The sequence below is a fragment of the Streptomyces sp. NPDC050264 genome (assembly GCF_040655895.1).
Classification (GTDB): Bacteria; Actinomycetota; Actinomycetes; order Streptomycetales; family Streptomycetaceae; genus Streptomyces.
The window spans coordinates 25,142-48,745 of record NZ_JBFAKV010000030.1; the positions used below are offsets into that span (position 1 = coordinate 25,142).

Here is a 23,604-nt window from a genome sequence, read left to right on the forward strand (position 1 = left end):
AGTAGCTTCATGACCATCGTGTGCCCCGGACGGGGAAAGTCAGTCCGGGCCACGATCACCCGTTCCCGCGCGCGCCGTCGTCATGTGCGTCCGGCCACCCCCAGTGCGGGCAGCACCGTCTCCGCCACCCGGTAGGCCTCCTCCAGCAGGGGGTTGCCGGAGAGGATGAAGGTGTCGACGCCCAGATCCCGGAACTCCAGGAGGCGTTCGGTGACCTGGGCGGCCGAGCCGACGACCGCTGTGCCGGGGCCCGGGCGGAACAGGCTCATACCGGGCCACAGGTTCGGGTGGGTCTCGAGCTCCCGGGCCCGGGCCGGGACCCGGCCGCCGTGCTGGCGGAACTGGCGCTGCCAGCCGATGCCGTCCTCCCCCGCCCTGTCACCGAGCTGACGCGCGTACGTCGCCTCGCTCGTGACGTCCAGAAGGTGGTCGGCGGCGGCCCACGCGGCGGCCTCCGTGTCGCGGACGATGAGGTGCAGACGCAGCCCGACGCGCAGGGTCCGGCCGTACGCGGCGGCGCGTTCCCGCACCCGGTCGAGTTTCTCCTTGAGGAGGTGCGGGGGTTCGCCCCAGGTCAGGTACACGTCGACGTGCTCGGCCGCCATCTCGATGCCCGGCGCCGACGACCCGCCGAACCACAGCGGTACATGCGGTGCCTGGACCGGCTTCAGGTCGCGGAAGGAGGCGCCCGCGTTCCGCAGGTCGTAGAAGCGGCCCTTGTGGTCGAAGACCTCGCCGGCCGTGAGCCGTTTGACGATCGACCAGTACTCGGCGCTGAGCTCGTACCGTTCGTCGTGCTCCACGTGCAGCCCGTACTCCTGGAGCGACTTGGTGGAGCCGTTGACGACGTTGAACCGGAGGCGGCCGCCGAAGAGCGTGTCGAAGCTCAGGGCCATCTTCGCGAGCAGGGTGGGCGGGATCAGACCGGGGTGGACAGCGAGCAGCGGCTTGAACGCCGTGCTCGTCGAGGCGGCCAGGGCGCTGCCGAGGGGCCACACGTCGTAGAGGTCGGTGGCGAGCAGTGCTCCGGTGTAACCGAGGCGCTCGACGGTGGCGGCGAGGTGCTGGAGGTAGCCGAGGTCGACGGGGCGGCGGCCCTCCGGCTCCCAGGGGTAGGCGCCTTCGCGGGGAATGATGTACCAGAGGACCTCGGGCGCGGCGCTGGTCGTCACGGTCGGCGCTCCCCCGGCCGGGCGACGGCGTCCGCGACCGTCACGGCTCCGTCCACGAATCCGGTCCGCGCGAAGATGTCGGCCGCCTCCTGCTGTTCCGCGAGGAACGTGTCGCTCACGTCCTCGATGCGCCAGGGCAGCGCCGTCAGCGCGGTCTCCCAGTCGTCGACGGAGCCGCCCTGGTGTCCTGCGGCGATCTCGGCGGCTTCGCGGGGATGCGCCTTCGCCCAGTCGTCGGCCCGCTGCAGGGCGCGGACGAGGGCGGCGACGATGTCGGGGCGCTGTTCGGCGAGGTCGCGGCGGGTGAAGAAGACGGACCGGTCGGTGATGACGTCACCGGTGCGCAGGAGGACCCGGACGCCGCCGGTGCGCAGGGCGGCGACAAGTTGCGGTCCCTGTGCCACCCAGGCGTCGGTCTCCCCGGCGCGCAGGCGCTGTTCGCTGTCCTCGTCGGACCGTACGGCCGTGATGTCGGTGGCGTAGGAGAGTCCGGCGTCGTCGAGGGCCTTGGCGATGAGGTGGGTCTGCCAGGAGCCGATGGCGAGGTGCACGGTGGCGCCCTTGAGGTCGGCGGCGGTGCGGTGCGGGCTGTCTTCGAGGACGAGCAGTGCGCCGTGGTCGGGGCGCGGCGCGGAGACGGCGGTGTAGACGATGTCGTGGCCGGCGGCCTGCGCGGTGACGGGCGGCGTCGAGCCGGTGCCGCCGAAGTCGATGGTCCCGTCGCTCAGGAGGGCTCCGGTGCGCACGCCGTTGGTGTACGGGTGGAAGGCGGCGCTCTCTCCGAGAGGGGCCAGTTCCTCCTGGGCGTAGTCGAGGCGGGAGAGGTAGTAGAGGGTCGGATTGCTGTTGTGGACGCCGATGGTGACGGTCATTCAGTGGACTCCTGTCGGGAGGTGTGTGCGGGTGGTGGGGTGGACGCCCAGGTCGGCGAGGAGGCGGCGGCGCAGTGCGACGAAGGCGGGGTCGCCGGGGTCGCGGGGGCGTTCGACGGTGACGGGCTCGTCGGTGACGAGCCGGCCGTCGCGCAGGACGCAGACGCGGTCGGCCAGCCGGACCGCCTCGTCCACGTCATGGGTGACGAGGAGGACGGCAGGGCGGTGGATCCGGCAGAGGTCACCGACGAGGTCCTGCATCTTGAGGCGGGTGAGCGCGTCGAGCGCGGCGAACGGCTCGTCCAGAAGGAGGAGTTCGGGTTCGCGGACCAGGGCGCGGGCGAGGGCGACGCGCTGGGCCTCGCCGCCGGAGAGGGTGCCGGGCCAGGCGTCGGTGTGCCGGTCGAGGCCGACCTCGGTGAGCGCGCCGCGGGCCCGGTCCCGCGAGGCTCGGCCGCGCGGCAGGGCGACGGCGACGTTCGCGAGGACCCGCTTGGACGGGACGAGGCGCGGTTCCTGGAAGACGATGGTGCGGGCCGGCGGCACGAGCACCTCACCGTCGTCGGCCCGGTCGAGCGCCCCGAGGATGCGCAGGAGGGTCGTCTTGCCGCTGCCGCTCGCCCCGAGCAGGGCGACGAACTCGCCGCGCGCGATGGTGAGTTCGATGCCGTCGAGGACGGCCCGGTCACCGAAGACGCGGCGCAGGCCGTGTATGTGGACGGCGGTGTCGGCGGTGACGGCGGTGTCGGTCATCGCTCTGCTCCCTGTCCGGCCCGGCGCCACGGCATCAGGGCGCGTTCCAGGAGGCGTACGACGGCGTCGGCGGCCAGGCCGAGCAGGCCGTAGACCAGGATGCAGACCGCCAGGATGTCGGTGCGGGCGTAGCTCTGGGCCTGGGCCATCAGGTAGCCGATGCCGGCCGTGGCGTTGATCTCCTCGGCGGCGATCAGTGCGATCACGCTGAGCGTCATCGACAGGCGCAGGCCCGCGAGGAGTGAGGGCAGGGCGCCGGGCAGGACGACCTCGCGGACGATCGCGAGCCGGCTCATGCCGAAGCTGCGCATGGCCTCGACGAGTTTGCGGTCGGCGTTGCGGACGCCGCTGTATGTGGACACGTACATGGGGAACGTGGTGGCGACCGCGATGAGCAGGATCTTCGCCGTCTCGTTGATGCCGAACCAGACCATGAAGAGCGGCACGAGGGAGAGGAACGGGATGGTGCGCAGGGTCTGGATGGAGGAGTCGAGCAGTTCGTCGCCGAGGCGGGTGAAACCGGTGACGACACCGAGTGTCAGCCCGACGGTGAGGCCGATGACCAGTCCGAGACCGGAGCGGGTGAGGGAGGTGGCGAGCGCGTCGGAGAGCTGTCCGTTGCCCCACAACTCGCCTACTGCGGCGATGACTTGTGCGGGTGACGCGAGGACGTCCTTGGTGAGGACGCCGGTCGCGGAGGCCACCCACCACACGGTGAGCAGGGCGATGGGGCCGAGTGCCCGGATCGCCGCGGTGTGGCCGCCGCGGCGGGGGCGGACGCGGGGCGGGCGGGGTGCCACCAGTGTGGTGGTCGGCGCCGTCATGAGAGGTTCTCCACGTCCAGGACGTGTGCCGCGATGTCCACCGTCGTCTTGGTGACCTTCTGGTCGGCGTAGAACCTGGCGACTCCCTGGAACCGCTTGATGTCTTCTGCCGTGATGGGTTCGACGGTGCCGCTCTTGCGGGTGATGGCGATCTGTTGTGTCTTCGCGGCGCCGGTGAGTGCTTGCGGACCCGCGTCCGTGTTCACGTTCAGGTATGCGGCCGGGTCCTGCTTCTCTTTGCCGCTCGCGGTGTGCAGGTAGTCGTAGAGGGCGCGGACGACGTCGGGGTGCTGGTCGGCGAAGGCGGTGCGGACGGCGGTGAGGCTGTAGTTGTCGGAGCCGATCTGCTGACCGGTGGCGACGAACTTCACCTTTCCGGTGCCGAGTTCGGCGACCGAGTACGTCGCCCAGACCGCCCAGGCGTCGACCTTCCCGCTGTTGAAGACCGCGGCTGTCTGGTCGGGCCGCAGGTGGACCCGCTTGACCTCGGACGCGGGGATGTGGTGTTGGGCGAGGGCCTTGAGCAGGAGGTACTCGCCGGTTCCGCCCTGGTTGACGGCGACCTTCCTGCCGGCCAGGTCCGCCACGGAGTCGATGCCGGAACCCTTCCTCGCCAGGATGCCCTCGCCCGCTCCGTCGGGGGCCGTCGCGGTGAAGAACTTGAAGCCGGGCGTCTGGGTGAGCGAGGTGAGGCCGGAGGTGATGGAGCCGGTGGCGATGTCGAGCTGGTCGGCGTTCATGGCTTGCGCGGCGGGCGCGAACGGGCCGGCGCTGCCGGTCCACTGCACCTTCGCGTGCACCTTGTCGAGCGCCCTGGCGAGGCTGCCGTCCTTCTTTCCGACGGCAAGGGCGCCGGAGTTGCCGGGGTCGGGGATACGGACGGTGACCTGCCGGCTGTCCGCCTTCCCCGCGTCGGCCTCCGAGGTGCCGCAGCCGGTGGCGAGGGCGGTGAGCGCCGCGGCCGCGGCGAGGGCGGCGACAGATTTCGGTATGCGCATGATGGGCGTCCTCAGACTGCTTCGGGGGCGGGGTGGAGCAGGCGGGCCCGGCGCAGCGGCTCCGGATCGGCCCACTGGTGTACGTCGACGGGACCGGGCAGCAAGCCGTGCGCGCGCAGACCGCGTTCCTGCAGGGCGAGCAGGTCGAGTCGGGCCGTGGACAGGTCGGGGTGCAGGGTGCGGTGGGTGCCGGGGCGATAGGCCCCGGCCACGCCTTCGGCGCCCGCCCCGGTCTCCGCGCCGAGGATGCGGGCGACGTCGTCGGGGTGGTCCACGGCCCAGTCGGCGGCGCGCAGCAGGACGGCCAGGAACCGGTCGACGAGGTGGGGGTGCTCGTCGAGGAGGTGCTGGTGCACGGTGATGGGGCGCGGGGTGCCGTTGTTGACGCGGTGCACGGGGTCGGGCAACTCGTCCAGTTCCACTGCGACGTGGGCCCCCGCGCGGCGGGCCGCCTCGACCGCGAGGGCGCCCTTGACGTAGACGGCGTCGACGTCGCCGCGCTGCAGTGCGGCGAGTTCAGCGGCCCACTGTCCGGTGTATCCGTCGGCGGATACGTCGGTGAGGCGGGCGTCGTCCAGGGTGAGGGCGGCGGAGGCGAGAGCGCCCTCGAAGCCGCGCAGGGCCATGGCCCGCCAGAAGTCGATGGCGATGCGGTGCCGGGGGACGGCCAGGCGCAGGCCGCGCAGCGCGTCGGCGCCGCGCACCGTGCTGTGGGGAGCGACGAGAATCGCCTGGCGTTCCTCGATCCAGGTCAGACCGATGAGCCGGGTCCGCTCGCCCCGCGAACGGGCCCACAGTGCGGGTACGTTGCCTCCCTCGCGGAACAGGCCGGGCAGGGCGTGCGTGTAGTGCGTCTGCCGGTCGACATCGGGCGCGGCGTCCTGCAAGGACCGCACGGCGATGCCGTCGGCGGCGAACTCGTCGGCCAGCCAGTGCCGGTCGGCGGCGATGCCGGTGGCCGTGGGCACGGGACAGCGGGTGAACCAGAGGGTGTCGGGCACGGAGCGGGTGACGGCGAGCGTGGGCATGGCGGGTCCCGGGAGTCGGAGAGGGGCGCTGAGGGCGGGAAGGAAGGCAGGCGGCAGGGCGTGCCGGGATGCGCGAAGTCGTACGGGAAAGGGAGAGTCGTACGGGAGGGAGAGGGAGCGGCGCGTCAGGCGCGGGCGCCGCGACAGGCCGCGCTGGTCACGCGGGCCAGGTCGATGTGGCGGCGCAGCGTGAACGCGGCCGGGACCGGGAGGAGGGCGGGCGTGACGCGGTCGGTGCGACGGCGCATGGCACAGCTCCTCTCTCCGGTACGGGCTCGATGCCTCGGTGTGGCCGCAGCCTGACATGTCGCGCGACAGCCCGGCAAGCGCCTTCCCATGATGTGGGAACGAGTGTGAACGCACTGTTGCAGAGGCCGATTTAGTGGGCTCGTCCCTGCCGTAATGTGGGAGATCCTTGTCGTCGTCAGCCTTGAGGCCCGCCTTGACCGACTCTCCCGTCGACTCCCCTCACGCGGTGCGCCCACCGTCCGGCGCCCAGGCGGTGCGTCGCGCGCTCGACCTTCTGCACTGCTTCCACGACAACGGGCCCGACCTCAGCGCCTCCGATCTGGCCCGGCGCCTGGAGCTGCCGGTCTCGACAGCGCACCGACTGGCCCGCACGCTGCTCGCCGCGGGCTTCCTGGAGCAGGACTTCCGCACGTCCCGCTACCGGCTGGGCCCCTCGGTCACCGAGCTGGGCCGGCTCTCCTACCACCAGCGCGGTCTGCACCTGGCAGCGCCGGAACTCACCGACCTGGCCGAACGCACGGGCGCCACGGCCGACTTGGCGCTGCGCAGCGGCCCGTACGCGGTGATCGTGGCAGGCGGTTCGGTCACCCCGAAGGTCGGGCTGCGCCGTCCGCTGCACTCGACGGCGCTCGGCAAGGTGCTGCTGGCGTGGCCGCGCCCCGGCGACGCCGACCTCGACGCACTGCCGCCACTGCACGCCTTCACCGAGCGCACGATCGTCGAACGGGACGCTCTTATAAGGGAGTTGGCGCGGGTACGCGAGGAGGGTCATGCCCTCAACGACGGCGAGTCGGCGCAAGGGGTCCGCACCCTCGCGGTGCCGGTCCTCGACCGGGCCGGCCACGCCCGCTTCGCGCTGGCGGTGCGGGCGACCCCGGATCTGATCCCGGACGGCCGGCTGCCGTGGTTCCTGGAGAGGGCCCGCACATGTGCGCGGGCCCTTGAGGTGCTGCTACTGGCTCCCGGTGAGCGACGCGAGGAGACATGACACAAGTCCGGCGACCGCAGGGGCCGTTGATGTGTGACTCAACCCGGAAACGCCCCTAGGGAAGCAACTCCGCGACCAGCGCCGAGACCTGCTCCGTCTCGACGAGGAACCCGTCGTGCCCGTGCGCCGACTCGATCACCCGGAGGCGGTCCGCGGACGTGATACCGGCCGCCAACTCGGCCTGCTGCGACGGCGGATAGAGCCGGTCGGAGCCGACAGCGGCGACGAGGGTCCGCGCCGTGACCCGGCGCAGCGCGGCCCGCGCGCCACCGCGCCCACGGCCGACGTCATGGCTGTTCATGGCCTCGGTCAGCACCACATAGCTGCCCGCGTCGAAGCGGCGCACCAGCTTGGCCGCCTGGTGGTCGAGGTAGGACTCGACCCGGTAGCGGCCGCCGCGCCAGGGATCCTCGGCTTCCTGGGGGGCACGTCCGAAGCGGTCCTGGAGCTCGGGCTCGTTCCGGTAGGTGATGTGGGCGAGGCGGCGGGCCAGGCCGAGTCCGGCGTGGGGGCCGCGGCCCGTGTCGTGGTAGTGCCCGTCGCGCCAGCCGGGGTCGGAGCGGATCGCGTGCAGCTGGACGGCCGCCCAGGCGATCTGCTCCGCGCTCGCCGCGGCGGCCGTGGCGAGCAGCAGCAGGGACCGGGTCCGTTCCGGCCGGGACACGGCCCATTCGAGGGCCCGCATTCCGCCCATCGAGCCACCGATCACCAGGGCCCAGCGGTCGATGCCGAGAGTGTCGGCGATATCCGACTCGGCCGCGACCTGGTCACGCGGGGTCAGGAAGGGGAAATCGCCGCCCCAGGGCCGCCCGTCGGGCCGCGCGGAGGCGGGACCCGTGCTGCCCTGGCAGCCGCCGAGCACGTTCGGGGCGACGACGAACCAGCGGTCGGTGTCCAGCGCCCGGCCGGGACCGACGAGCCCGTCCCACCAGCCGGGCGAGGGGTGCCCCGGCTCGGCGGGGCCCGCGACATGGCTGTCACCGGTGAGCGCGTGCAGTACGAGGACGGCGTTGGAGGCATCCGGATCGAGACGGCCCCAGGTCTCGAACGCGAGGCGCAGGCGCGGGAGTTCACCCCCCGCCTCCAGCGACAGCGGCCGCTCCCGGACGTACCACTGGCGGCGCCCAAGCGGGTCCCCGTCCCGCCAGGCCCCGGAGGCCGGCGGGAGGGGGGCCTGGGACGGCGTCAGGATCGTGTTCAGGACGCGCCCTTCGCCGCGCGGAACCCGGCCTCCAGATCTGCCTTCAGGTCGGCGAGGTTCTCGATGCCGACGGAGAGGCGCACCAGCCCCGGCTTGGTTCCGGTTGCCTCCAGCTGTGCCTCGTCGAGCTGGCTGTGGGTGGTGGACGCCGGGTGGATGATGAGGCTGCGGACATCGCCGATGTTGGCGAGGTGGCTGAACAGTTCGACAGCGTCCACGAACCGCTTGCCCGCCTCGACGCCGTCGCGGAGCTCGAAGGCGAGCACGGCGCCCGCGCCGCGCGGCAGATACCGCTGCCCGGCCTCGTACCAGCGGTTGGAAGGGAGCCCGGGGTAGTGGACGGCGGCGACCTCGTCGCGCTGTTCCAGCCATTCGGCCAGGGCCTGGGCGTTCGCCGAGTGCCGTTCGATGCGCAGGCTGAGCGTCTCCACACCTTGCAGGAGCAGGAATGCCGAGTGCGGGGAGATGGCCGGACCCAGGTCGCGCAACAGCTGCACCCGCAGTTTCACGGCGAAGGCGCCCGGGCCGAGCGCCGGCCAGTACTGCAGTCCGTGGTAGCTCGGGTCGGGCTCGGTGAAGTCGGGGAAGCGCTCCGCGTGCGCCCCGAAATCGAAGGTGCCGCCGTCGACGACGACGCCCGCGACGGTGGTGCCGTGCCCGCCGAGGAACTTGGTCGCCGAGTGCACGACGATGTCCGCGCCGTGCTCGATCGGCCGCAGCAGATAAGGGGTCGGCACCGTGTTGTCGACGATCAGCGGTACGCCTGCCGCGTGCGCCACGTCCGCCACTGCCCGCACGTCGAGTACGTTCCCGCGCGGATTGCCCAGCGTCTCCGCGAACAATGCCTTGGTGTTCGGCCTGATCGCGGCCTGCCACGCCTCGACATCGTCCGGGTCGTCCACCAAGGACACCTCGATGCCGAACTTCGGCAGTGTGTGCCGGAACAGGTTGTGGGTGCCGCCGTACAGCGACGCGCTGGAGACGATGTGGTCACCGGCGCTCGCCAGGGTGAGGATCGCCAGGGTCTCGGCCGCCTGCCCGGAGGCCAGGGCGACGGCCGCGACTCCGCCCTCCAGGGCGGCCACGCGCTGCTCGAAGACGTCCTGGGTGGGGTTGTGGATACGGGTGTAGATGTTTCCGGGCTCGGCCAGTGCGAACAGGTCGGCGGCGTGCTGGGTGTCGCGGAAGACGAACGACGTCGTCTGATAGATGGGCGTCGCCCGGGCCCCGGTCGCCGGGTCCGGGACGGCACCGGCGTGGACCTGCCTGGTCTCGAACGACCATGCCGATGTGTCGGGCCCGGCGGGCTCGTCGTCGGGGGTGTGGCCGGCGGTGACGGAATCGATGGGCTGAGTCATGCTTCTCCCTCGGATGGCGATGCGGGGACAGGGGCCGTGCCGCACCCGGGCAGGGGTGGGCTCGCTACGGCGGAAACGGGGTACGGCGGAAAAGGCCGGGAAGGGGCCGAAGTTGAGCGCGGGGAAAGACCGCGTCAGAGGCCGGGCGTGAGGTCAGCTCTCGGCGCGACAACCCGTGGTGGTGACACGCACGAGGTCGACGTAGCGGCGGGTCACGAACGCGGTCATGACTGCAGGTAACCACAGACCTGGGCGGACCGGAGCGGTTCACCGCCACGTGCGCACAAGGTTGCAACAGGGCCGCAACACAACGCGGTAGGTCTCAACACTCGCCTACGACGTACCGCTCGCAGGCACCTCCGCCACCCTCCGCGCGGCGTGGGGAGCCCTGTCATTCCCCTGAACAGTCCGGCCCCTCGACGAGGGCGCGCGAACGCGATTCCAGCCGCGTCCTGGACGTACGCTTCCCACGAGACGTACGGACGGAACGGACGGAGAGCACCGATGCACCACATCCACCTGCGCGACCTGGAAGTCTCCCGGATCGGCCTCGGGGCCATGGGCATGTCCCAGGCGTACACCGGAGCGGGGACCGACGAGGCGGAGTCCATCCGCACCGTGCACCGCGCCCTTGACCTGGGCGTCGATTTCATCGACACGGCCGAGATCTACGGCCCGTACACCAACGAGGAGCTGCTCGGCCGTGCGCTGAAGGGACGCCGCGACGAGGTGGTGCTGGCGACGAAGTTCGGCATGGTGTCGCACGGCGGTGAAGGCCCCGGGAACCTGGACTCCAGCCCGGCCAACATCCGCACCGCCGTCGAGGGGTCGCTCGCGCGACTCGGCACGGACCACATCGACCTCTACTACCAGCACCGCGTCGACCCGAACGTCCCCATCGAGGAGACGGCGGGCGCCGTGGGCGAGTTGATCGCCGAGGGCAAGGTCCGCGCGTTCGGCCTCTCCGAGGCCGGGCCCGACACGATCCGCAGCGCGAACGCCGTCACGCCGGTCAGCGCCGTCCAGTCCGAGTACTCCCTGTTCACCCGTGACCCGGAGGCCCGTGTCCTGCCGGCGCTCCGCGAACTCGGCATCGGCTTCGTCCCGTTCTCGCCCCTCGGCCGCGGCTTCCTCACCGGGACGATCCGCTCCGTGGACGCCTTCGACAAGGACGACTTCCGCCGCGACAACCCGCGCTTCTCCGAGGAGAACTTCCAGCACAACCTGCGCCTGGCCGACGAGGTCCAGGCAGTCGCCGCAGAGGTGGGCGCCACACCCGCCCAGGTCGCCATCGCCTGGCTGCTGGCCCAGGGCGACGACATCGCCCCCATCCCCGGCACCAAGCGGGTGAGCCGGCTGGAGGAGAACGCAGCCGCCGACGCCGTCCTGCTCACCCCCGCCCAGCTCGAGCGTCTGACGGACCTCCCGCCCGCGGCCGGCGCCACGCACAACGAGGCGCAGCTGAAGATGCTCGAACGCTGACCGACGCACCGCGGACCCGGCAGGGGCGCCGACACCTTGCCGGGCGACTGGCTCGCGCACCGCTCCGGTGGACGCGGGCGGAGTCGAGACCGCACCATGACACTCGTGTCGCTTCCTCACCAGGCCCAACACCCGCCTCTGCCCCGCCATATGATCGTCTGCGGTGACGACGCACTCGCCGAACGGCTGGGTGCGGAGTTGCGCGATCTCTACCGTGCTCAGGTCACCATCGTCGTCCCGCCGATGCGTGTTGCCGCCGAACCACAGGTCGGCAACGGCGGCCGGGTCCGCGCCGCGGCCCTGTTGAGTCGCTTACAGGCCGCGATGAACCGGGCGGTGCCGTCCCCGACGGCTTCGCCCGCCGGAGAGCCGCCCCGCGTCATGGAAGCGGCGCTGCTGGACGAGGAGACCCTCACGGAGGCGGGGGTCGCGGAGGCCGACGCGCTGGCTCTCGTCCACGACGACGACGAGACCAACATCCGCGCCGCGCTCGCCGCCCGACGGCTCAATCCGCGCCTGCGCCTGGTCATCCGGCTCTACGATCGCAGGCTCGGCCAGCATCTGGCCCAACTCCTGGACCAGGCAGCCGCGTTGGCGTCACCCGGACTCGATCCTGAAACGCTGGACACGTCCACCACCGTGTTGTCGGACGCGGACACCGCTGCCCCGGCGCTCGCCGGCACCGCGGTCGCCGGCACCAGCAAGGTCATCCAGGCCGACGGACTGCTGCTGCGCGCGGTGGAACGCAACCCGCCCGGCCGCGGAACGGTCGCCCGGACCGGGCTGTGCACCCTCGCCCTGCTGTCGGCGACGACCAACGACCCGGCGGGCGCGGAGGGTTCGGACTCCTCGGGCCAGGACGGCCCTCTGCTCCTCCCGGACGACCGGACGGTCGGCGCGGCCACCGGCCGGGGCACCGTCGTCCTGGACACCGTCGCCCCGGCGGGCCCCGCCCTGCCGCCACGACGCCTGACCGCGCGCGGGCTGCCGCTCGGCTCCCTGTTCTCCCGCAGGCTGCGCTGGTCGCTGGCCGGGCTCGCGGTCTGTGTCCTCGGCCTGGCCCTCGCCACCTGGGCCACCACGGAGCGCCATCCGCTGGGCGCGGCGTACATCACGCTGCTCGATCTGTTCGCCATCGACGACCCCGCGATCGGTGAACCGGCCGCACGCCAGATCCTCCAACTCCTCACCGGCCTGGCCGGGTTGCTGCTGCTCCCCGTACTCCTCGCCGCCGTGCTCGAAGCTCTGGGCACCTTCCGCACCGCCACCGCCCTGCGCCGCCCGCCGCGCGGCCTGTCCGGGCACGTCGTCCTGCTCGGCCTCGGCAAGGTCGGCACCCGCGTCCTGGCCCGGCTGCACGAACTCGGCATCCCCGTGGTGTGCGTGGAGGAGAACCCCGATGCCCGCGGCATCCCGCTCGCCCGCCGCCTGCATGTCCCGACGATCCTCGGCGACGTACGCGACGAAGGCGTCCTGGAGGCCGCCAAGGTCCAGCGCGCGCACGCCCTGCTCGCCCTCACCAGCCACGACACGACCAACCTCGAAGCCGCGCTGTACGCCCGGTCCGTCAAGCCGAATCTGCGGGTCTCGCTGCGCCTGTACGACGACGCGTTCGCCACGGCCGTCTACCGCACCCTGCGCGCCGCCCATCCCCGGGCCCTGACCCGCAGCCGCAGTGTCACCACGCTTGCCGCGCCGGCCTTCGCCGGGGCGATGATGGGCCGCCAGATCCTCGGCGCGATCCCGGTCGAACGCAGGGTGCTGCTCTTCGCCGTACTCGACGTCGCCGGTCACTCGCCACTGGAGGGACGCACCATCGCAGAATCGTTTCGGCCGGGGTCGTGGCGGGTGATCGCCGTCGACTCCACGGCCCCGGGCGAGCGGCGTCCCGACCTCGCCGCGTCACCGCAGGAGGACAGCCCCGCCGCGCCGCCCGGCCTCATCTGGGATCTGCACCCCGGCTATGTGCTGCGCCCCACCGACCGGGTCGTCCTGGCCGCCACCCGCCACGGCCTTGCCGAGTTGCTGGCTTCACAGTCGGACACGCGCGCAACCAGGTAGTGAGTCCGCCGCAGCGGGCGGTCATCACGCGCGTCGTACGGTTCGGGTCAGGGCGTCGGGGTGGGCTCTCCGGCCGGGCCGCCGTCCTCGGGGGAGCTTCCCTCCGGGCCCAGCGGGCGGCCCTCCCACACGAGCGCCTGCCAGCCCTCGTCGGGCGAGCCGGACAGGACGACGACGCCGGTGTTGCCCAGGGCGTGTGCGGACGCGTAGGCCACGTCGACGTTGACGGCCCGCGCGGCCACCCACATGCGGATCGCCGCGCCATGGCTGACCATAGCGACCGTTCCCGCTCCCGTCCCGGCCGCTTCGGCGACCACCGCGTCGAAGCGGCCGAGTGCCTCCACGCCGTCCTCGCCCCCGGGCATCCGCCGTCCGAGGTCACCCGCGGACCAGGCGAAAGCGGTGGTGAGATAGGTCGCGGCCGCCTCTTCGTCGCCCCGCATCTCAAGTTCTCCGGCGATCAGCTCCCGGATGCCGTCCCGCACCTGGACCTCCAGCCCCGTGGCGGCGGCCAGCGGCGCGGCCGTCATCCGGGTGCGCACGAGCGTGGACGCGTACAGCGCCTCGATCTTCTCCTCCGCCAGCGCCTGCGGCAGCGCGGCCGCCTGCTCCTGCCCCAGCGGCGTCAGCTCCGGGCCCGGCCGTCCGGTGTCCAGGAGGTGCTTGACGTTGGACGGGGTCTGGCCATGACGGATGAGCAGCAAGCGCATGCGGGACTACCTCCACGAAGCGGAACACGTTCCTTCATATTGTGCGCTTCTCCCCCGGTTGCCCCGTGTTCACCTTCGCGTCGCCTTGAAGACTCCTGAAATCAACCCGTGATTCTCATGGGCTCCTCATACGCCGTTGGTTGCGTGTGCACAGCCGGACGGTCCGCAACGTATGAGCAAGGAGGCGCATGGTGTTCCTGTCGAAGGCAGCCGCGGCGCGTGAGGACCGGGCAGAGGAAGCCCGGGCGGAGGACAGCGGGAGTCCGGGGAGCGAGGAACCGCTGCATGTGGCAAGCCGGCTGCACGCGTTCAACCGGTTCGAGCTCAAATACCTGGTCCCCGTGGAACAGGCCGCGGACATCCGGGACGAGCTGGCCGAGCGGATGGACCGCGACCTGCACAGCCCGGTGGGCGGCTACGGCGTGTGGAGCCTGTACTACGACACTCCTCAACTCCGGTTCTACTGGGAGAAGATCGAGGGTCTCAAGTTCCGCCGCAAGCTGCGCATCCGGCACTACGGCGACCTCGACGGGGCCACCGACGAGACACCGGTCTGCGTGGAGATCAAGCAGCGCGTCAACCGTGTCACGCAGAAGCGGCGCATCACCCTCCCGTACGGCACGGCGCGGCAGTTGTGCGACGGCCGGGAGATGGTCGAGCACGCCCCGGCGGAGCGCCCCTTCGTGCACGAGGTCCTCGACCTGATCGTGCGGCTGGACCTGCGGCCCGCCGCGATCACCGGATATCAGCGCGAGGCGCTGGTCGGGCGGGCCTCGGACACCGGACTACGCGTCACCTTCGACCGCCGTGTCCGCGGCCGGGACCGGGACTTCCGCTTCGACACACCGGCACCGGAGAACCGGTTCACCATTCCGCCGCACATGTCGGTCATGGAGATCAAGGTCAACGAGCGCACACCGCACTGGATCACCGACCTCGCGGCGCGGCGCAACCTCAACCTCGTACGCATCTCGAAATACGTGCAGTCCATCGAGACGTTCGGCCTCGCCCCCCGCTCGATCTTCCACGTCGACGAGGCGGACTGTCCGCCACCCACCCCCACTGAAGAACAGCCGCTCGCGCAGCGGCCGGCGCAGGACGCGCCGTTGAAGGTAGGAGCACAGTGAATTTCGATCTGCAGGAACTCAGCGGCACGTTCAGCGTGGCCGATGTCGTGGCGGCGATGGCGCTGTCGTTCATCCTGTCCACGCTGATCGGTTACACCTACCGGTACACGCACCGCAACGTCTCCTACAGCCAGTCCTACGTGCAGACCCTGGTCATCGTCGGCATGATCGTCGCCCTGATCATGCTGGTCGTCGGATCGAACCTGGCCCGCGCGTTCTCCCTCGTCGGCGCCTTGTCCGTGGTCCGCTTCAGGAACGCGGTCAAGGAGACCCGGGACGTCGGCTTCATCTTCCTCGCCATGGCGATCGGCATGGCGTGCGGTGCCCGCTTCTACACGCTGGCCGCGGTCGGCGCCGTGGTCATCTGCGCGGTCGTCCTCGTGATGTTCAAGTTCAACTGGTTCGCCCTGAACGTGCAGCGCCAGGTCGTCAAGGTGCAGGTGCCGGCCGGTGACGACCACACGCCGCAGATCCGTGACGTACTGATCAAGTACACCAGTGAGTTCGAGCTGGTGAGCACGGAGACGATCCGCGGCGGCGCGCTGAACGAGGTCTTCTACACGGTGCGCCTGAAGAAGGGCGCCGAGCCCGGCGAGCTGGTCAGCGCGCTGCAGGAGCGTACGTCCGGCCAGCGGGTGACCGTGCTGACCGGCTACGACACGACGGACCTGTGATGAGCGGCGAGACCACCGCGCAGCGCCGGCGGCGGCTGCGGGACCGGCTGCCCGTCCGGCTGCGGCACCACTGGAAGCCGGCCGCGTCGCTGGGCGTCGGGCTCGCCGCAATGGTCTGTTTCCTGGGTGACGCGCGGATCTCCCCGTATGTGACATCGTCCTCGCGGGCCGAGGCGGACGCCATCACCGACGACGTCCGGGGGACGACGGGCCTGTACGACACCTCGGCGCAGCACTCGGTCCAACTCACCTACCAGCAGACCGACTTCGACAAGATGATGAAGGAGTTCAAGGAGGACGGCACCAAGGACTACATCGAGGCCGACCTCACCATCGACGGCGTCTACCTCAACGATGTCGGGATCCGTCTCAAGGGAAACTCCACCCTGTCGTCCCTGCGCGGCACCCAGGGCATGCCCGGTGGCGGCCGGAATGCGCCTGAGGGCGCGCAGGGCGCTCCGGCCGGCGCCGCGGGTGCCGGGGGCGCTGCCGCCGGAGGCCGGGACCGCGGCCAGGCCCAGAAGGCGGGCGGCGGTCCCGGCGGAGCCGGGGGCATGGGCGGCGGCATGACGCAGTTCAACCTGTCCGCGCAGAAGCCCGAGGAACTGCCGCTGCTCGTCAAGATCGACGAGTACGTCGAGGGCCGCGCCTACCAAGGCGAGCGGGAGATCTCGCTGCGCCCCGGCAGCAACGACCAGGTGCCCCTCAACGAAGCGCTGTCGCTGTCGCTGACCACGCAGAGCGGGCAGAAGGCCGAGCGGTACGCCTTCACCAAGGTGAAGATGAACAACCGGCCCACCGCCACCCGCCTGATGGTCGAGGCGCCCGACACCGACTACGCCGAGGACGTCGCCGACGGCAACGGCGTGATGTACAAGGCGCGGGCGGGCAGCAGCTTCGATTACCGCGGTGACGACCCCAGCGACTACGAGAGTTCCTTCAAGCAGCTCAACAAGAAGGGCAGCCAGGACCTCGAACCGGTGATGAAGCTCATCAAGTGGGTCAACAGCGCCTCGGACAAGGAGTTCGCGAAGGACCTCGACCAGTACGTCGATGTCGACTCCCTGGCCGACTATGTCGCCTCGCAGAACCTGCTGCTGAACTTCGACGACATGGCGGGCCCCGGCAAGAACTACTTGCTCTGGTACGACCTGGACACCAAGAAGTTCTCCGTCCTGGGCTGGGACTACAACATGACCTTCAGCGGTGACGCGACGTCCGGCCCTGACGACTCGATCAGCATGGGTGGCGGCGGCATGCCGGGCGGTGCGGCGCCCGACGGTGCCACATCCGGCGCCGCACCCTCCGCGGCCCCGTCCGGCGCGCCGCAAGGGCAGCCCGGTGGGATGCCCGGCCAAGACGGCGGGGCGGACGCGAAGGGCGGCCAGGGCGGGAACGGGGACAAGGGCGGGAATGCCGGCAGGGGCGGCTTCGCCGAGCACGTCCTGAAGACCAAGTTCCTCGCCTCCGACGCCCTCGACGGCACGTACAAGAAGGCGTACCGGGAGCTGTTCCAGAAGTTCTTCGCCTCGGGCACGGCGGCGAAGGACCTCAAGGCCATCGCGGAACAGGCGCGCGCGGCGGGCGCCGGCTCCAAGGGGCTGGACAGCGCCGTGACCAAGCTCGAAAAGACCGTCACCGACCGCGCCACGGCCCTCGCCAAGGACAAACAGGTGACCGGCTGACCGCTCCGGCATCCTGGGCGCCGCTTCCAGAGGGCGGCGTCCAGGATGCCGGATCTCATCCCGTTGACACGGATTCACGCCTTTCGCGTACAGGATCTCTGTCTACCATCGCGCCGCACGGCTCCCCCTGTCCGTACTCCGAGGTGCAAGAACGTGACCGACCAGCACACCCCCTCGCGCATGCCCGTCGCCGGGCACACCGTCCTGGTCGTGGAGGACGACGCCAGCATCCGCACCCTGCTCACCTCCGCGCTCGGCGCGGCCGGCTACGCCGTGGCGAGCGCGTCCAGCGGACAGGAAGCCCTGTCCGAGGCCGGCAGCCGCCGGCCCGACCTGATCGTCCTGGACGTGATGCTGCCCGACACCGACGGCTTCCGGCTCACCCGCGAGCTGCGCGCCCAGGGCGTCTACACGCCGGTCCTCTTCCTCACCGCGCGGACCGGTGTCGAGGACCGCATCATCGGCCTGAGCTCCGGCGGCGACGACTACGTCACCAAGCCCTTCCACGTCCAGGAGGTGCTGCTGCGCATCCGCGCCATCCTGCGCCGCAGCGGCGCGTCCGCCACCGGCGTCCGTCCGCCCCTCCGGTACGCCGACCTCACCTTGGACGAGAGCACCCACGAGGTGCGCAGGGCGGGCCGCCCGCTGAAACTGTCGCCGACCGAATTCCGGCTCCTGGCCTGCCTTTTGGCCCACCCCGAACGCGTTCTGGAGAAGCCGGAGATCCTCCAGCAGGTCTGGCGCTACGACTTCTCGGGCGACACCCGCATCGTCGACACGTATGTCAAGAACCTGCGCCGCAAGATCGACCGTGACGCGCCGTCGCTGATCCACACCGTGCGCGGGGTCGGCTACTGCCTGCGGCTGCCGCGCGCCGAGACCGACACGGCCACGCGATGAGGTGGAGGCGCCTTCCGCGCCCGCACTCACTGCGCGCCCGCCTCGTCCTGATCGCCGGACTGCTCGCCACCAGCGCCGTCCTCCTGTGCCAGGGCGCGGGCCTGGCCGTCCTGCGCGGCTGGCTCACCCACCAGGTCGACGACCGGCTCTCCCATTTCCGGCCCCCGGACCACGCCTACGAGGACGTCGCCGAGGACAGAACACCGCACCCGCCGAGCCCGGACAACGCGCTCCCCTCGGACTACCGCGTCTTCTTCTACGACGAGAACGGTCACCTGGTGCCCGCTTCCCTGGGCAGCAGCGACAGCCCGGGTCCGCGACTCCCGCGCAGCGAGGCCGACCTGGACCTGGCCGACCGACGCCCCAGCACCGTTCCTTCAGAGGACGGCGGCGCCGGGTCCGGCTGGCGGGTGATCTCCTACTCCAGCCCCGACCGCATGCGCTCCGTCGTGGCCCTGCCGCTGGAGACGGTGGACGGAGCCACCACCAAACTGCTCTGGCTCAGTCTCGGACTCGGCGTCGCGGTGGCCGTCGGCGTGGTCGTCCTCGGCAACGGCGCCGTCCGCCTGGGACTGCGCCCGCTCTCCCGCGTCGAGCGCACCGCGCAGCACATCACCGAAGGCGCCCTCGAACTCAACGTGCCCGTGGCGGACCCGGACACCGAGGTGGGCCGCCTCGGCCTCGCCCTCAACACCATGCTCGACCGCCTGCGCACGGCACTGCACCGCACGGAGACCTCCGAACAGCAGCTGCGCCGCTTCCTCGCGGACGCCGGCCACGAACTGCGCACTCCGCTCACCGCCATCCAGGGCTTCGCCGAACTCCTCCTCGACGAACCCGGCATGGCGGACCGGCGACGCCGGGAGGCGCACACCCTGATAGCCCGTAACGCCGATCGCATGAGCCGTCTCGTCGACGACCTGTTCCTCCTGGCCAAGCTCGGCGACGGGGACGGCGACAGCGGTGTGCCCGCCGCACACCGCGAACCCGTCGACCTGCTCTCCCTGGCGGCCGACGCGATCGCCACCACCGCGATAGACCACCCCCGCCACCGCATCACCCTGGAGCCACTGGCCACCCGTCCCCCGGCCCCGGAAAGCGACCTCGACATCATCGAGGCACTCGGCGACCCTCACCAACTCGCCCAAGTGCTGGGCAACTTGCTGTCCAACGCGTGCGCCCACACCCCCGCCGACACCCGTATCCACGTCCGGGTCGGCGCCACCCGCACCTCTGCCCCGCAGGGCCTCAGCAGCAACCCGCCACTGCCGCCCGGCGCCCCCGTCTGCGTGATCGAGGTCGCCGACAACGGACCCGGCATCGAGTCCGACGAGGCCCCTCACGTCTTCGACCGTTTCTACCGCGCGACCCCGTCCGGGCAGTCCGGCGAAGCGGGACGCGACACGGACCCCGGCTCCGGCCTCGGGCTCGCCATCGCCACCGCTATCGCGACAGCACACGGCGGACGTCTCGAACTGGACAACCGCCCCGGCGAGGGGTGCACCTTCCGCCTGCTCCTGCCCGACTCGACCACAGCGCCGCAGGACACCGGTCACGAGGCGGACGGCAACTCCAGCCAGTCCTGCCAGGTGAGGTCGCGGCCGATGTAACGGGGCTGCCGGAAAGGCCAGTCGGCGGCGATCCACCGCGGCACGAGCGCGTCGAACGCCCGCTCCGCATCACTGCCGACCAGGTCGTCCACCACCCACCAGGAGATCTCACCGTCGGCGCCGGTGCGCTCCGGCGGGTCGATGTAGACGCAGCCGAGAAGCACCGTCTCCTCCTCGTCCAACAGCGCGTAGTTGAACGACTGGTGCGCGGCTATCTCCCGCTCGTGCCGCAGCAGGTCCACGCGGTCCTCGTCATAGGTCATCGTCTCCGAGGGCCAGCCCCAGGCCGGGCCGAAGATCTCCCACAGGCGGTCCCGGGAACCCATCACGGCCGGGTGGTCGATCGCGGTGTCCGCCTCCCGGATCGGCCGCAGGTGCAGCGCGGTGCCGGGCACGGGCACATGGACGGGGTGGACGAAGTCGTCAGGCAGCCAGCTCATGAGGCGTGAGGGTACAGCCGCCCGCCGACGATGCCGAAAGGTTTTCAGGCCGCCGCCACTTGGGCCCCACGGGCGGACCCTCGCCCGGGACGTGTGCACAGCTGCGCAGGGGGCACCCGGAGGGGGAGCAGGCTCGTGCAACGCCCCCCCGTCCACGGGTCTGCCAGTGGTCAGGGCGGGCGACGTCTGCCGGTGGTGTCCAGGGGTCGCCCGCCCCGCCACGCTCATTGCCGTGATGGCCGGAGGCGGGCCAGGTGCCGGGCCGGGATCAGGACGAGCCAGAACCACATGGCCACGTTCGTATCGACGAACGCCAGGGGGATGGAGAGGACGAAGACCAGGGCCCCGGCCGCGAGCCGGGCGGTGAAGCGACGCCGGTCCGTGGCCTCCGCGGACGCGGCCGAGGGATGTACCTGGCGCTGGGTGAGCAGCAACAGAGCGACGTGCACCGCGTGGATCGCGGCCATGGCCCCTGCGTACAGAGCGACCGCGTCGGGCTGCGAGGCGTACTCGGCCAGGAGAGCCGTAGGAAAGGGAAGCAGGGCGACGAGGCCGAGCCCGAGCAGCGTCACGCGGGTCACCAGGGTGCTGCCGGAGCGCAGGCCGGTGAGGACCCTGCGATGGTCACGCCAGAATCCGGCGATGAGCGTGAAGCTGAGGGCGAAAGCACCAAGGTTGGGCAGTACGTCCTTCAAGGCATGGTGGAAGGCGGCGTCGTCCAGGTGCTCCGGAATCGCCACGTCGATGACCAGCAGCGTCATCGCGATGGCATAGATACCGTCGGACAACGCGACGAGGCGCGCCACGCTCGAGCCGTCCTCAGCGGGCCGCGTCCGCACAGAAGGATCCGTCATGGCGCCGACAGTACGACGGGCCCGCCTCCCGGAGTGCTTTCCTCCGCCGTCGCGCACGGGTGACAGGGCGGGCCGGTGTTCTTGGTGACGAGAGGGAGTCAGGGGCCGGTGGCCGTGCGCCGCAGCCGGACCTCCTCGACGTCCAGAGCGGCTTGCATCCGGCGCAGCACGGTGTCGTCGATGCGGTGTTCGTCGCGGAGCTGGATGACGGTGTCGCGCTTGTGGTCCAGGAGGGCCAGTCGCAGACGGCTGTACTGCTCGGCCTGGGCGAGGGCGGGATCGTCCTCCGTGTCCGAGGCGTTCGCCTCCACCAGGGAGAGGTGTTCCTCGTATTCGCGGCGCAGGCGCTCGACGACATCGGCTTCGACGTCCAGGCGGTCGGCGAGCTGTGGCAGCGCGGTCAGGGCCCGTTCGGTCGCGGCCCGCTGAGCGAGATGGAGTTCTTCGGCCAGTACGGTGTCGTGCTCGAACCGGGCCCAGCGGGTCACGTAGGGCAGGACGATGCCTTGCAGGACCAGGGTGCAGACGATGACGCCGCAGGTGGCGAACACGATCAGATCCCGGTCGGGGAACGGTGCTCCGCTGGAGAGGGTGGTGGGCACGGCCAGCGCGAGGGCCAGGGAGATGGCGCCCCGGAAGCCGGCGGTGGCGTTGACGATGCGGGGGCGGGCACCGACGCGGCGGGCCTTCTGCTGGGGGCGCCGGTCCAGCAGGCGGATGAGGTAAGGGGTGGTGAACAGGAACGCGAAGCGTGCCCCGATGGTCACGGCGGTGACCGCGCCGACCAGGAGGAGAGCGGTGCCCACGCTGATGCCGTCCAGGCCGCGGGCCGCGTCCTGCGCCTTCATCCCGACCAGCACGAACAGGGAGCCGTTGATGAGGAACGTCGCCAGCGACCAGAACGCCTCGGTCTGGCGCCGTCCGTGTGCCTGGCCTACGGACGGACCCTTCTGACTCATGATCAGCCCGCAGGACACGACCGCCAGTACACCGGAGGCGTCGATGACTTCGGCGAGCAGGTAGGCGGTGAACGGGAGCGCGATGATCGCCGTGTTCTCCAGCAGCGGGTCGCTCAGCCGCCGGCGCAGCCAGGTTCCGACCCACGCGATCACGGCACCGACCGCGACGCCTCCGAGGTAGGAGAGCAGCAGGAGAAGGCCGACGTGCCCGGCGGTGAGGGATTCCTCGCCGACCGTGACTCCGACGGCCAGCCCGTACAGGACCAGGGCGGTGCCGTCGTTGACGAGGCTCTCGGCGCGCAGCATGGTGACGTTGCGGTGCGGCAGGGCGCGGGCCAGCACGCCCACGGCGGTGGCGTCGGTGGGGGCGACGGCCGCGCCCAGCACCCAGGCCGGCCCCCAGGGCATGTCCAGTGCGTGGGCGGTGACGGCGACGGCGGCGGCCGTGCCGAGCACGAGGGCGGTCGCCATCAGTGTGATGGGGCGCAAGTTGCTGCGGATCTCCCGCAGCGAGGTGGTCAGGCTCTCCCAGTACAGCAGTACGGGCAGGAAGATCAGCAGGACGATCTCGGGGCTCAGGGGCACTTCGCGCAGCGCCGGCACGAAGCCGAGCGCGAGCCCGCAGGCCAGCAGCACCACGGGCGGCGGCAGTCGCAGCCGGGCGGCGAGAACGTGCCCGGCCAGGAGCACCGCGGCGAGCAGCACGACGACTTCGAGTCCGAGCACGAGGACCTTCCACAACAGGGAACGGAACACCGGGTGCTGACAGGTGTGCCCGCGAGCCGTGCCGCTCTCGCGGCCCCGGGCGGCACAGGGCACGTCCGAGTGCGCCCACGCGCGATCCCGTCCTGCAGACGGCGCAGTGCGCCGCGCGGGCGGGGGCGGCTCGCCGGGGACACGCTGCTCCTGCTCGGCGCCGTGTGCCGCCTCTGCCGAGAGTCAGAGAGCCGCCGTGCTGATGGCGCTGCGGGTGGCCGGGCCATAGACGCCGAGCGGTTCGTCGATGGCGCGCGCCTGTTGCATGCGGGCGACCGCGGCGGCGACGTCATGGCTGTAGTAGCCGTCCAGGGGGCCGGTATAGAGCCGCAGTTGCCCCAGCTGTTCCTGCAGCCGCAGGACCGAACTCCCCGTGCTGCCGAAACGCAGCACATTCGACGGCTCCGAACGGGGAGTCGGGGCGTCGGTTCTCGCCGACGGGTCCGGGTGTGGTGTGCGGGTGGGCCGGTCGGTCGGGACCGGTGTCGTGGGCGCCTCGTCGGGCACGGGCAGAGACAGCCCGCCGGGAGCGTCCGGTTGCTGCGGGGGCGCGGCATGCGGCTGGCCGGGAGCGGGGCTGTGGGACGGCGCGAGGAGCGCGGCGGTGGCGAAGGCGAGCAGGGCTGCGGACGCGTAGGCGAACGGGGGCGACGGGGTGCGCCGCCGGGCAAGGACGTGACGGCGAGGCCGCCGCCGTGTGGAGGCGGCGGCGCGATGACGCCCCCGTGTGGCCGGGACGCTCGGCGGCGTCGTGTACGTCGGTCCCGCCACGGGGTGCGGCATTCCGGGCGCCGTACGCGGTTCCCGGTCCGCGGGGCGCGTCAAGTAGGAGGAGAGCGCGGGGTACATGGACGGATCTGGGACGGCTGCTTCGGAACTCACAAGGCCGAACGTAGACGGCGG

22 protein-coding genes are annotated in these 23,604 nt (G+C 71.4%); 8 read left to right on the top strand and 14 right to left on the bottom strand.

Annotation, left to right across the window (positions count from 1 at the left end; translation table 11 throughout):
• Positions 1-80 precede the first annotated feature (80 nt).
• From AB0J02_RS37215 to AB0J02_RS37245, 7 genes are all read right to left on the bottom strand, one after another.
• On the bottom strand, positions 81-1,172 hold the full coding sequence (locus AB0J02_RS37215) for an LLM class flavin-dependent oxidoreductase (protein WP_363198293.1): 1,092 nt from the start codon (positions 1,170-1,172) through the stop codon (positions 81-83).
• The gene (locus tag AB0J02_RS37220) at positions 1,169-2,044 is read right to left on the bottom strand and encodes an ABC transporter substrate-binding protein (RefSeq protein WP_363198294.1); all 876 of its coding nucleotides are present in this window, start codon (positions 2,042-2,044) and stop codon (positions 1,169-1,171) included. The genes AB0J02_RS37215 and AB0J02_RS37220 overlap by 4 nt, the downstream gene beginning before the upstream one ends.
• Positions 2,045-2,797: an ABC transporter ATP-binding protein gene (locus AB0J02_RS37225; RefSeq protein WP_363198295.1), complete on the bottom strand. Its 753-nt coding sequence runs from the start codon at positions 2,795-2,797 to the stop codon at positions 2,045-2,047.
• Positions 2,794-3,621: an ABC transporter permease gene (locus AB0J02_RS37230; protein ID WP_363198296.1), complete on the bottom strand. Its 828-nt coding sequence runs from the start codon at positions 3,619-3,621 to the stop codon at positions 2,794-2,796. Before AB0J02_RS37230 ends, AB0J02_RS37225 begins: the two co-directional genes overlap by 4 nt.
• Positions 3,618-4,619, bottom strand: a complete 1,002-nt coding sequence (locus AB0J02_RS37235; protein ID WP_363198297.1) for an NrtA/SsuA/CpmA family ABC transporter substrate-binding protein — start codon at positions 4,617-4,619, stop codon at positions 3,618-3,620. Before AB0J02_RS37235 ends, AB0J02_RS37230 begins: the two co-directional genes overlap by 4 nt.
• 11 nt (positions 4,620-4,630) lie before the next feature.
• Positions 4,631-5,647, bottom strand: coding sequence for an ABC transporter substrate-binding protein (locus AB0J02_RS37240; RefSeq protein WP_363198298.1), 1,017 nt, complete (start codon positions 5,645-5,647; stop codon positions 4,631-4,633).
• 125 nt (positions 5,648-5,772) lie between these two features.
• Positions 5,773-5,895 carry a putative leader peptide gene (locus tag AB0J02_RS37245; protein WP_363198299.1) on the bottom strand — a complete coding sequence of 41 codons (123 nt, stop codon included), beginning with the start codon at positions 5,893-5,895 and terminating at the stop codon, positions 5,773-5,775.
• A gap of 227 nt (positions 5,896-6,122) precedes the next feature.
• On the opposite strand from AB0J02_RS37245, the gene AB0J02_RS37250 reads away from it, so the two are divergent.
• Entirely contained in the window at positions 6,123-6,884 is a 762-nt protein-coding gene (locus AB0J02_RS37250; protein WP_363198300.1) for an IclR family transcriptional regulator, read from the top strand.
• Positions 6,885-6,939: 55 nt separating this feature from the next.
• Here the strand turns inward: AB0J02_RS37250 and AB0J02_RS37255 are convergent, their stop codons facing one another.
• Entirely contained in the window at positions 6,940-8,085 is a 1,146-nt protein-coding gene (locus tag AB0J02_RS37255) for a homoserine O-acetyltransferase (RefSeq protein ID WP_363198377.1), read from the bottom strand.
• Positions 8,082-9,443 carry a bifunctional o-acetylhomoserine/o-acetylserine sulfhydrylase gene (locus AB0J02_RS37260; protein ID WP_363198301.1) on the bottom strand — a complete coding sequence of 454 codons (1,362 nt, stop codon included), beginning with the start codon at positions 9,441-9,443 and terminating at the stop codon, positions 8,082-8,084. The genes AB0J02_RS37255 and AB0J02_RS37260 overlap by 4 nt, the downstream gene beginning before the upstream one ends.
• Positions 9,444-9,947: 504 nt before the next feature.
• On the opposite strand from AB0J02_RS37260, the gene AB0J02_RS37265 reads away from it, so the two are divergent.
• Positions 9,948-10,925 (top strand): aldo/keto reductase, encoded by a 978-nt coding sequence (locus AB0J02_RS37265; RefSeq protein WP_363198302.1) that lies wholly within the window; start codon positions 9,948-9,950, stop codon positions 10,923-10,925.
• A gap of 96 nt (positions 10,926-11,021) precedes the next feature.
• Positions 11,022-12,986 carry an NAD-binding protein gene (locus AB0J02_RS37270; protein ID WP_363198303.1) on the top strand — a complete coding sequence of 655 codons (1,965 nt, stop codon included), beginning with the start codon at positions 11,022-11,024 and terminating at the stop codon, positions 12,984-12,986.
• Between the two features lie 47 nt (positions 12,987-13,033).
• On the opposite strand, the gene AB0J02_RS37275 is transcribed toward AB0J02_RS37270, so the two are convergent.
• The gene (locus AB0J02_RS37275) at positions 13,034-13,696 is read right to left on the bottom strand and encodes a histidine phosphatase family protein (protein WP_363198304.1); all 663 of its coding nucleotides are present in this window, start codon (positions 13,694-13,696) and stop codon (positions 13,034-13,036) included.
• 188 nt (positions 13,697-13,884) lie between these two features.
• On the opposite strand from AB0J02_RS37275, the gene AB0J02_RS37280 reads away from it, so the two are divergent.
• From AB0J02_RS37280 to AB0J02_RS37300, 5 genes are all read left to right on the top strand, one after another.
• Positions 13,885-14,823, top strand: coding sequence for a polyphosphate polymerase domain-containing protein (locus AB0J02_RS37280; RefSeq protein ID WP_363198305.1), 939 nt, complete (start codon positions 13,885-13,887; stop codon positions 14,821-14,823).
• Positions 14,820-15,497 (top strand): DUF4956 domain-containing protein, encoded by a 678-nt coding sequence (locus AB0J02_RS37285; RefSeq protein WP_363198306.1) that lies wholly within the window; start codon positions 14,820-14,822, stop codon positions 15,495-15,497. Before AB0J02_RS37280 ends, AB0J02_RS37285 begins: the two co-directional genes overlap by 4 nt.
• Positions 15,497-17,182, top strand: a complete 1,686-nt coding sequence (locus AB0J02_RS37290; RefSeq protein WP_363198307.1) for a CotH kinase family protein — start codon at positions 15,497-15,499, stop codon at positions 17,180-17,182. The genes AB0J02_RS37285 and AB0J02_RS37290 overlap by 1 nt, the downstream gene beginning before the upstream one ends.
• A 180-nt stretch (positions 17,183-17,362) precedes the next feature.
• Complete coding sequence (locus AB0J02_RS37295) at positions 17,363-18,082, top strand: response regulator transcription factor (protein ID WP_363198378.1); 720 nt, start codon at positions 17,363-17,365, stop codon at positions 18,080-18,082.
• Positions 18,079-19,692: a HAMP domain-containing sensor histidine kinase gene (locus AB0J02_RS37300; protein WP_363198308.1), complete on the top strand. Its 1,614-nt coding sequence runs from the start codon at positions 18,079-18,081 to the stop codon at positions 19,690-19,692. The genes AB0J02_RS37295 and AB0J02_RS37300 overlap by 4 nt, the downstream gene beginning before the upstream one ends.
• Here AB0J02_RS37300 and AB0J02_RS37305 read toward each other — a convergent pair.
• The 4 genes from AB0J02_RS37305 to AB0J02_RS37320 form a co-directional block, all read right to left on the bottom strand.
• Positions 19,635-20,132, bottom strand: coding sequence for an N-acetyltransferase (locus AB0J02_RS37305; protein ID WP_363198309.1), 498 nt, complete (start codon positions 20,130-20,132; stop codon positions 19,635-19,637). The two genes, AB0J02_RS37300 and AB0J02_RS37305, sit on opposite strands and share 58 nt — an antisense overlap.
• Before the next feature lie 224 nt (positions 20,133-20,356).
• On the bottom strand, positions 20,357-20,986 hold the full coding sequence (locus AB0J02_RS37310) for a TMEM175 family protein (protein ID WP_363198310.1): 630 nt from the start codon (positions 20,984-20,986) through the stop codon (positions 20,357-20,359).
• A 98-nt stretch (positions 20,987-21,084) separates the two neighbouring features.
• The gene (locus AB0J02_RS37315; protein WP_363198311.1) at positions 21,085-22,671 is read right to left on the bottom strand and encodes a Na+/H+ antiporter; all 1,587 of its coding nucleotides are present in this window, start codon (positions 22,669-22,671) and stop codon (positions 21,085-21,087) included.
• 213 nt (positions 22,672-22,884) lie between these two features.
• Positions 22,885-23,583, bottom strand: a complete 699-nt coding sequence (locus AB0J02_RS37320; protein ID WP_363198312.1) for a peptidoglycan-binding protein — start codon at positions 23,581-23,583, stop codon at positions 22,885-22,887.
• Positions 23,584-23,604 lie beyond the last annotated feature (21 nt).

Coding starts and splice junctions, on each gene's coding strand:
- AB0J02_RS37220 (WP_363198294.1), bottom strand. CDS start 2,044: ATGACCGTCACCATCGGCGTCCACAACAGCAATCCGACCCTCTACTAC.
- AB0J02_RS37225 (WP_363198295.1), bottom strand. CDS start 2,797: ATGACCGACACCGCCGTCACCGCCGACACCGCCGTCCACATACACGGC.
- AB0J02_RS37230 (WP_363198296.1), bottom strand. CDS start 3,621: ATGACGGCGCCGACCACCACACTGGTGGCACCCCGCCCGCCCCGCGTC.
- AB0J02_RS37235 (WP_363198297.1), bottom strand. CDS start 4,619: ATGCGCATACCGAAATCTGTCGCCGCCCTCGCCGCGGCCGCGGCGCTC.
- AB0J02_RS37240 (WP_363198298.1), bottom strand. CDS start 5,647: ATGCCCACGCTCGCCGTCACCCGCTCCGTGCCCGACACCCTCTGGTTC.
- AB0J02_RS37245 (WP_363198299.1), bottom strand. CDS start 5,895: ATGCGCCGTCGCACCGACCGCGTCACGCCCGCCCTCCTCCCGGTCCCG.
- AB0J02_RS37260 (WP_363198301.1), bottom strand. CDS start 9,443: ATGACTCAGCCCATCGATTCCGTCACCGCCGGCCACACCCCCGACGAC.
- AB0J02_RS37265 (WP_363198302.1), top strand. CDS start 9,948: ATGCACCACATCCACCTGCGCGACCTGGAAGTCTCCCGGATCGGCCTC.
- AB0J02_RS37270 (WP_363198303.1), top strand. CDS start 11,022: ATGACACTCGTGTCGCTTCCTCACCAGGCCCAACACCCGCCTCTGCCC.
- AB0J02_RS37275 (WP_363198304.1), bottom strand. CDS start 13,696: ATGCGCTTGCTGCTCATCCGTCATGGCCAGACCCCGTCCAACGTCAAG.
- AB0J02_RS37280 (WP_363198305.1), top strand. CDS start 13,885: ATGGTGTTCCTGTCGAAGGCAGCCGCGGCGCGTGAGGACCGGGCAGAG.
- AB0J02_RS37290 (WP_363198307.1), top strand. CDS start 15,497: ATGAGCGGCGAGACCACCGCGCAGCGCCGGCGGCGGCTGCGGGACCGG.
- AB0J02_RS37295 (WP_363198378.1), top strand. CDS start 17,363: ATGCCCGTCGCCGGGCACACCGTCCTGGTCGTGGAGGACGACGCCAGC.
- AB0J02_RS37300 (WP_363198308.1), top strand. CDS start 18,079: ATGAGGTGGAGGCGCCTTCCGCGCCCGCACTCACTGCGCGCCCGCCTC.
- AB0J02_RS37305 (WP_363198309.1), bottom strand. CDS start 20,132: ATGAGCTGGCTGCCTGACGACTTCGTCCACCCCGTCCATGTGCCCGTG.
- AB0J02_RS37310 (WP_363198310.1), bottom strand. CDS start 20,986: ATGACGGATCCTTCTGTGCGGACGCGGCCCGCTGAGGACGGCTCGAGC.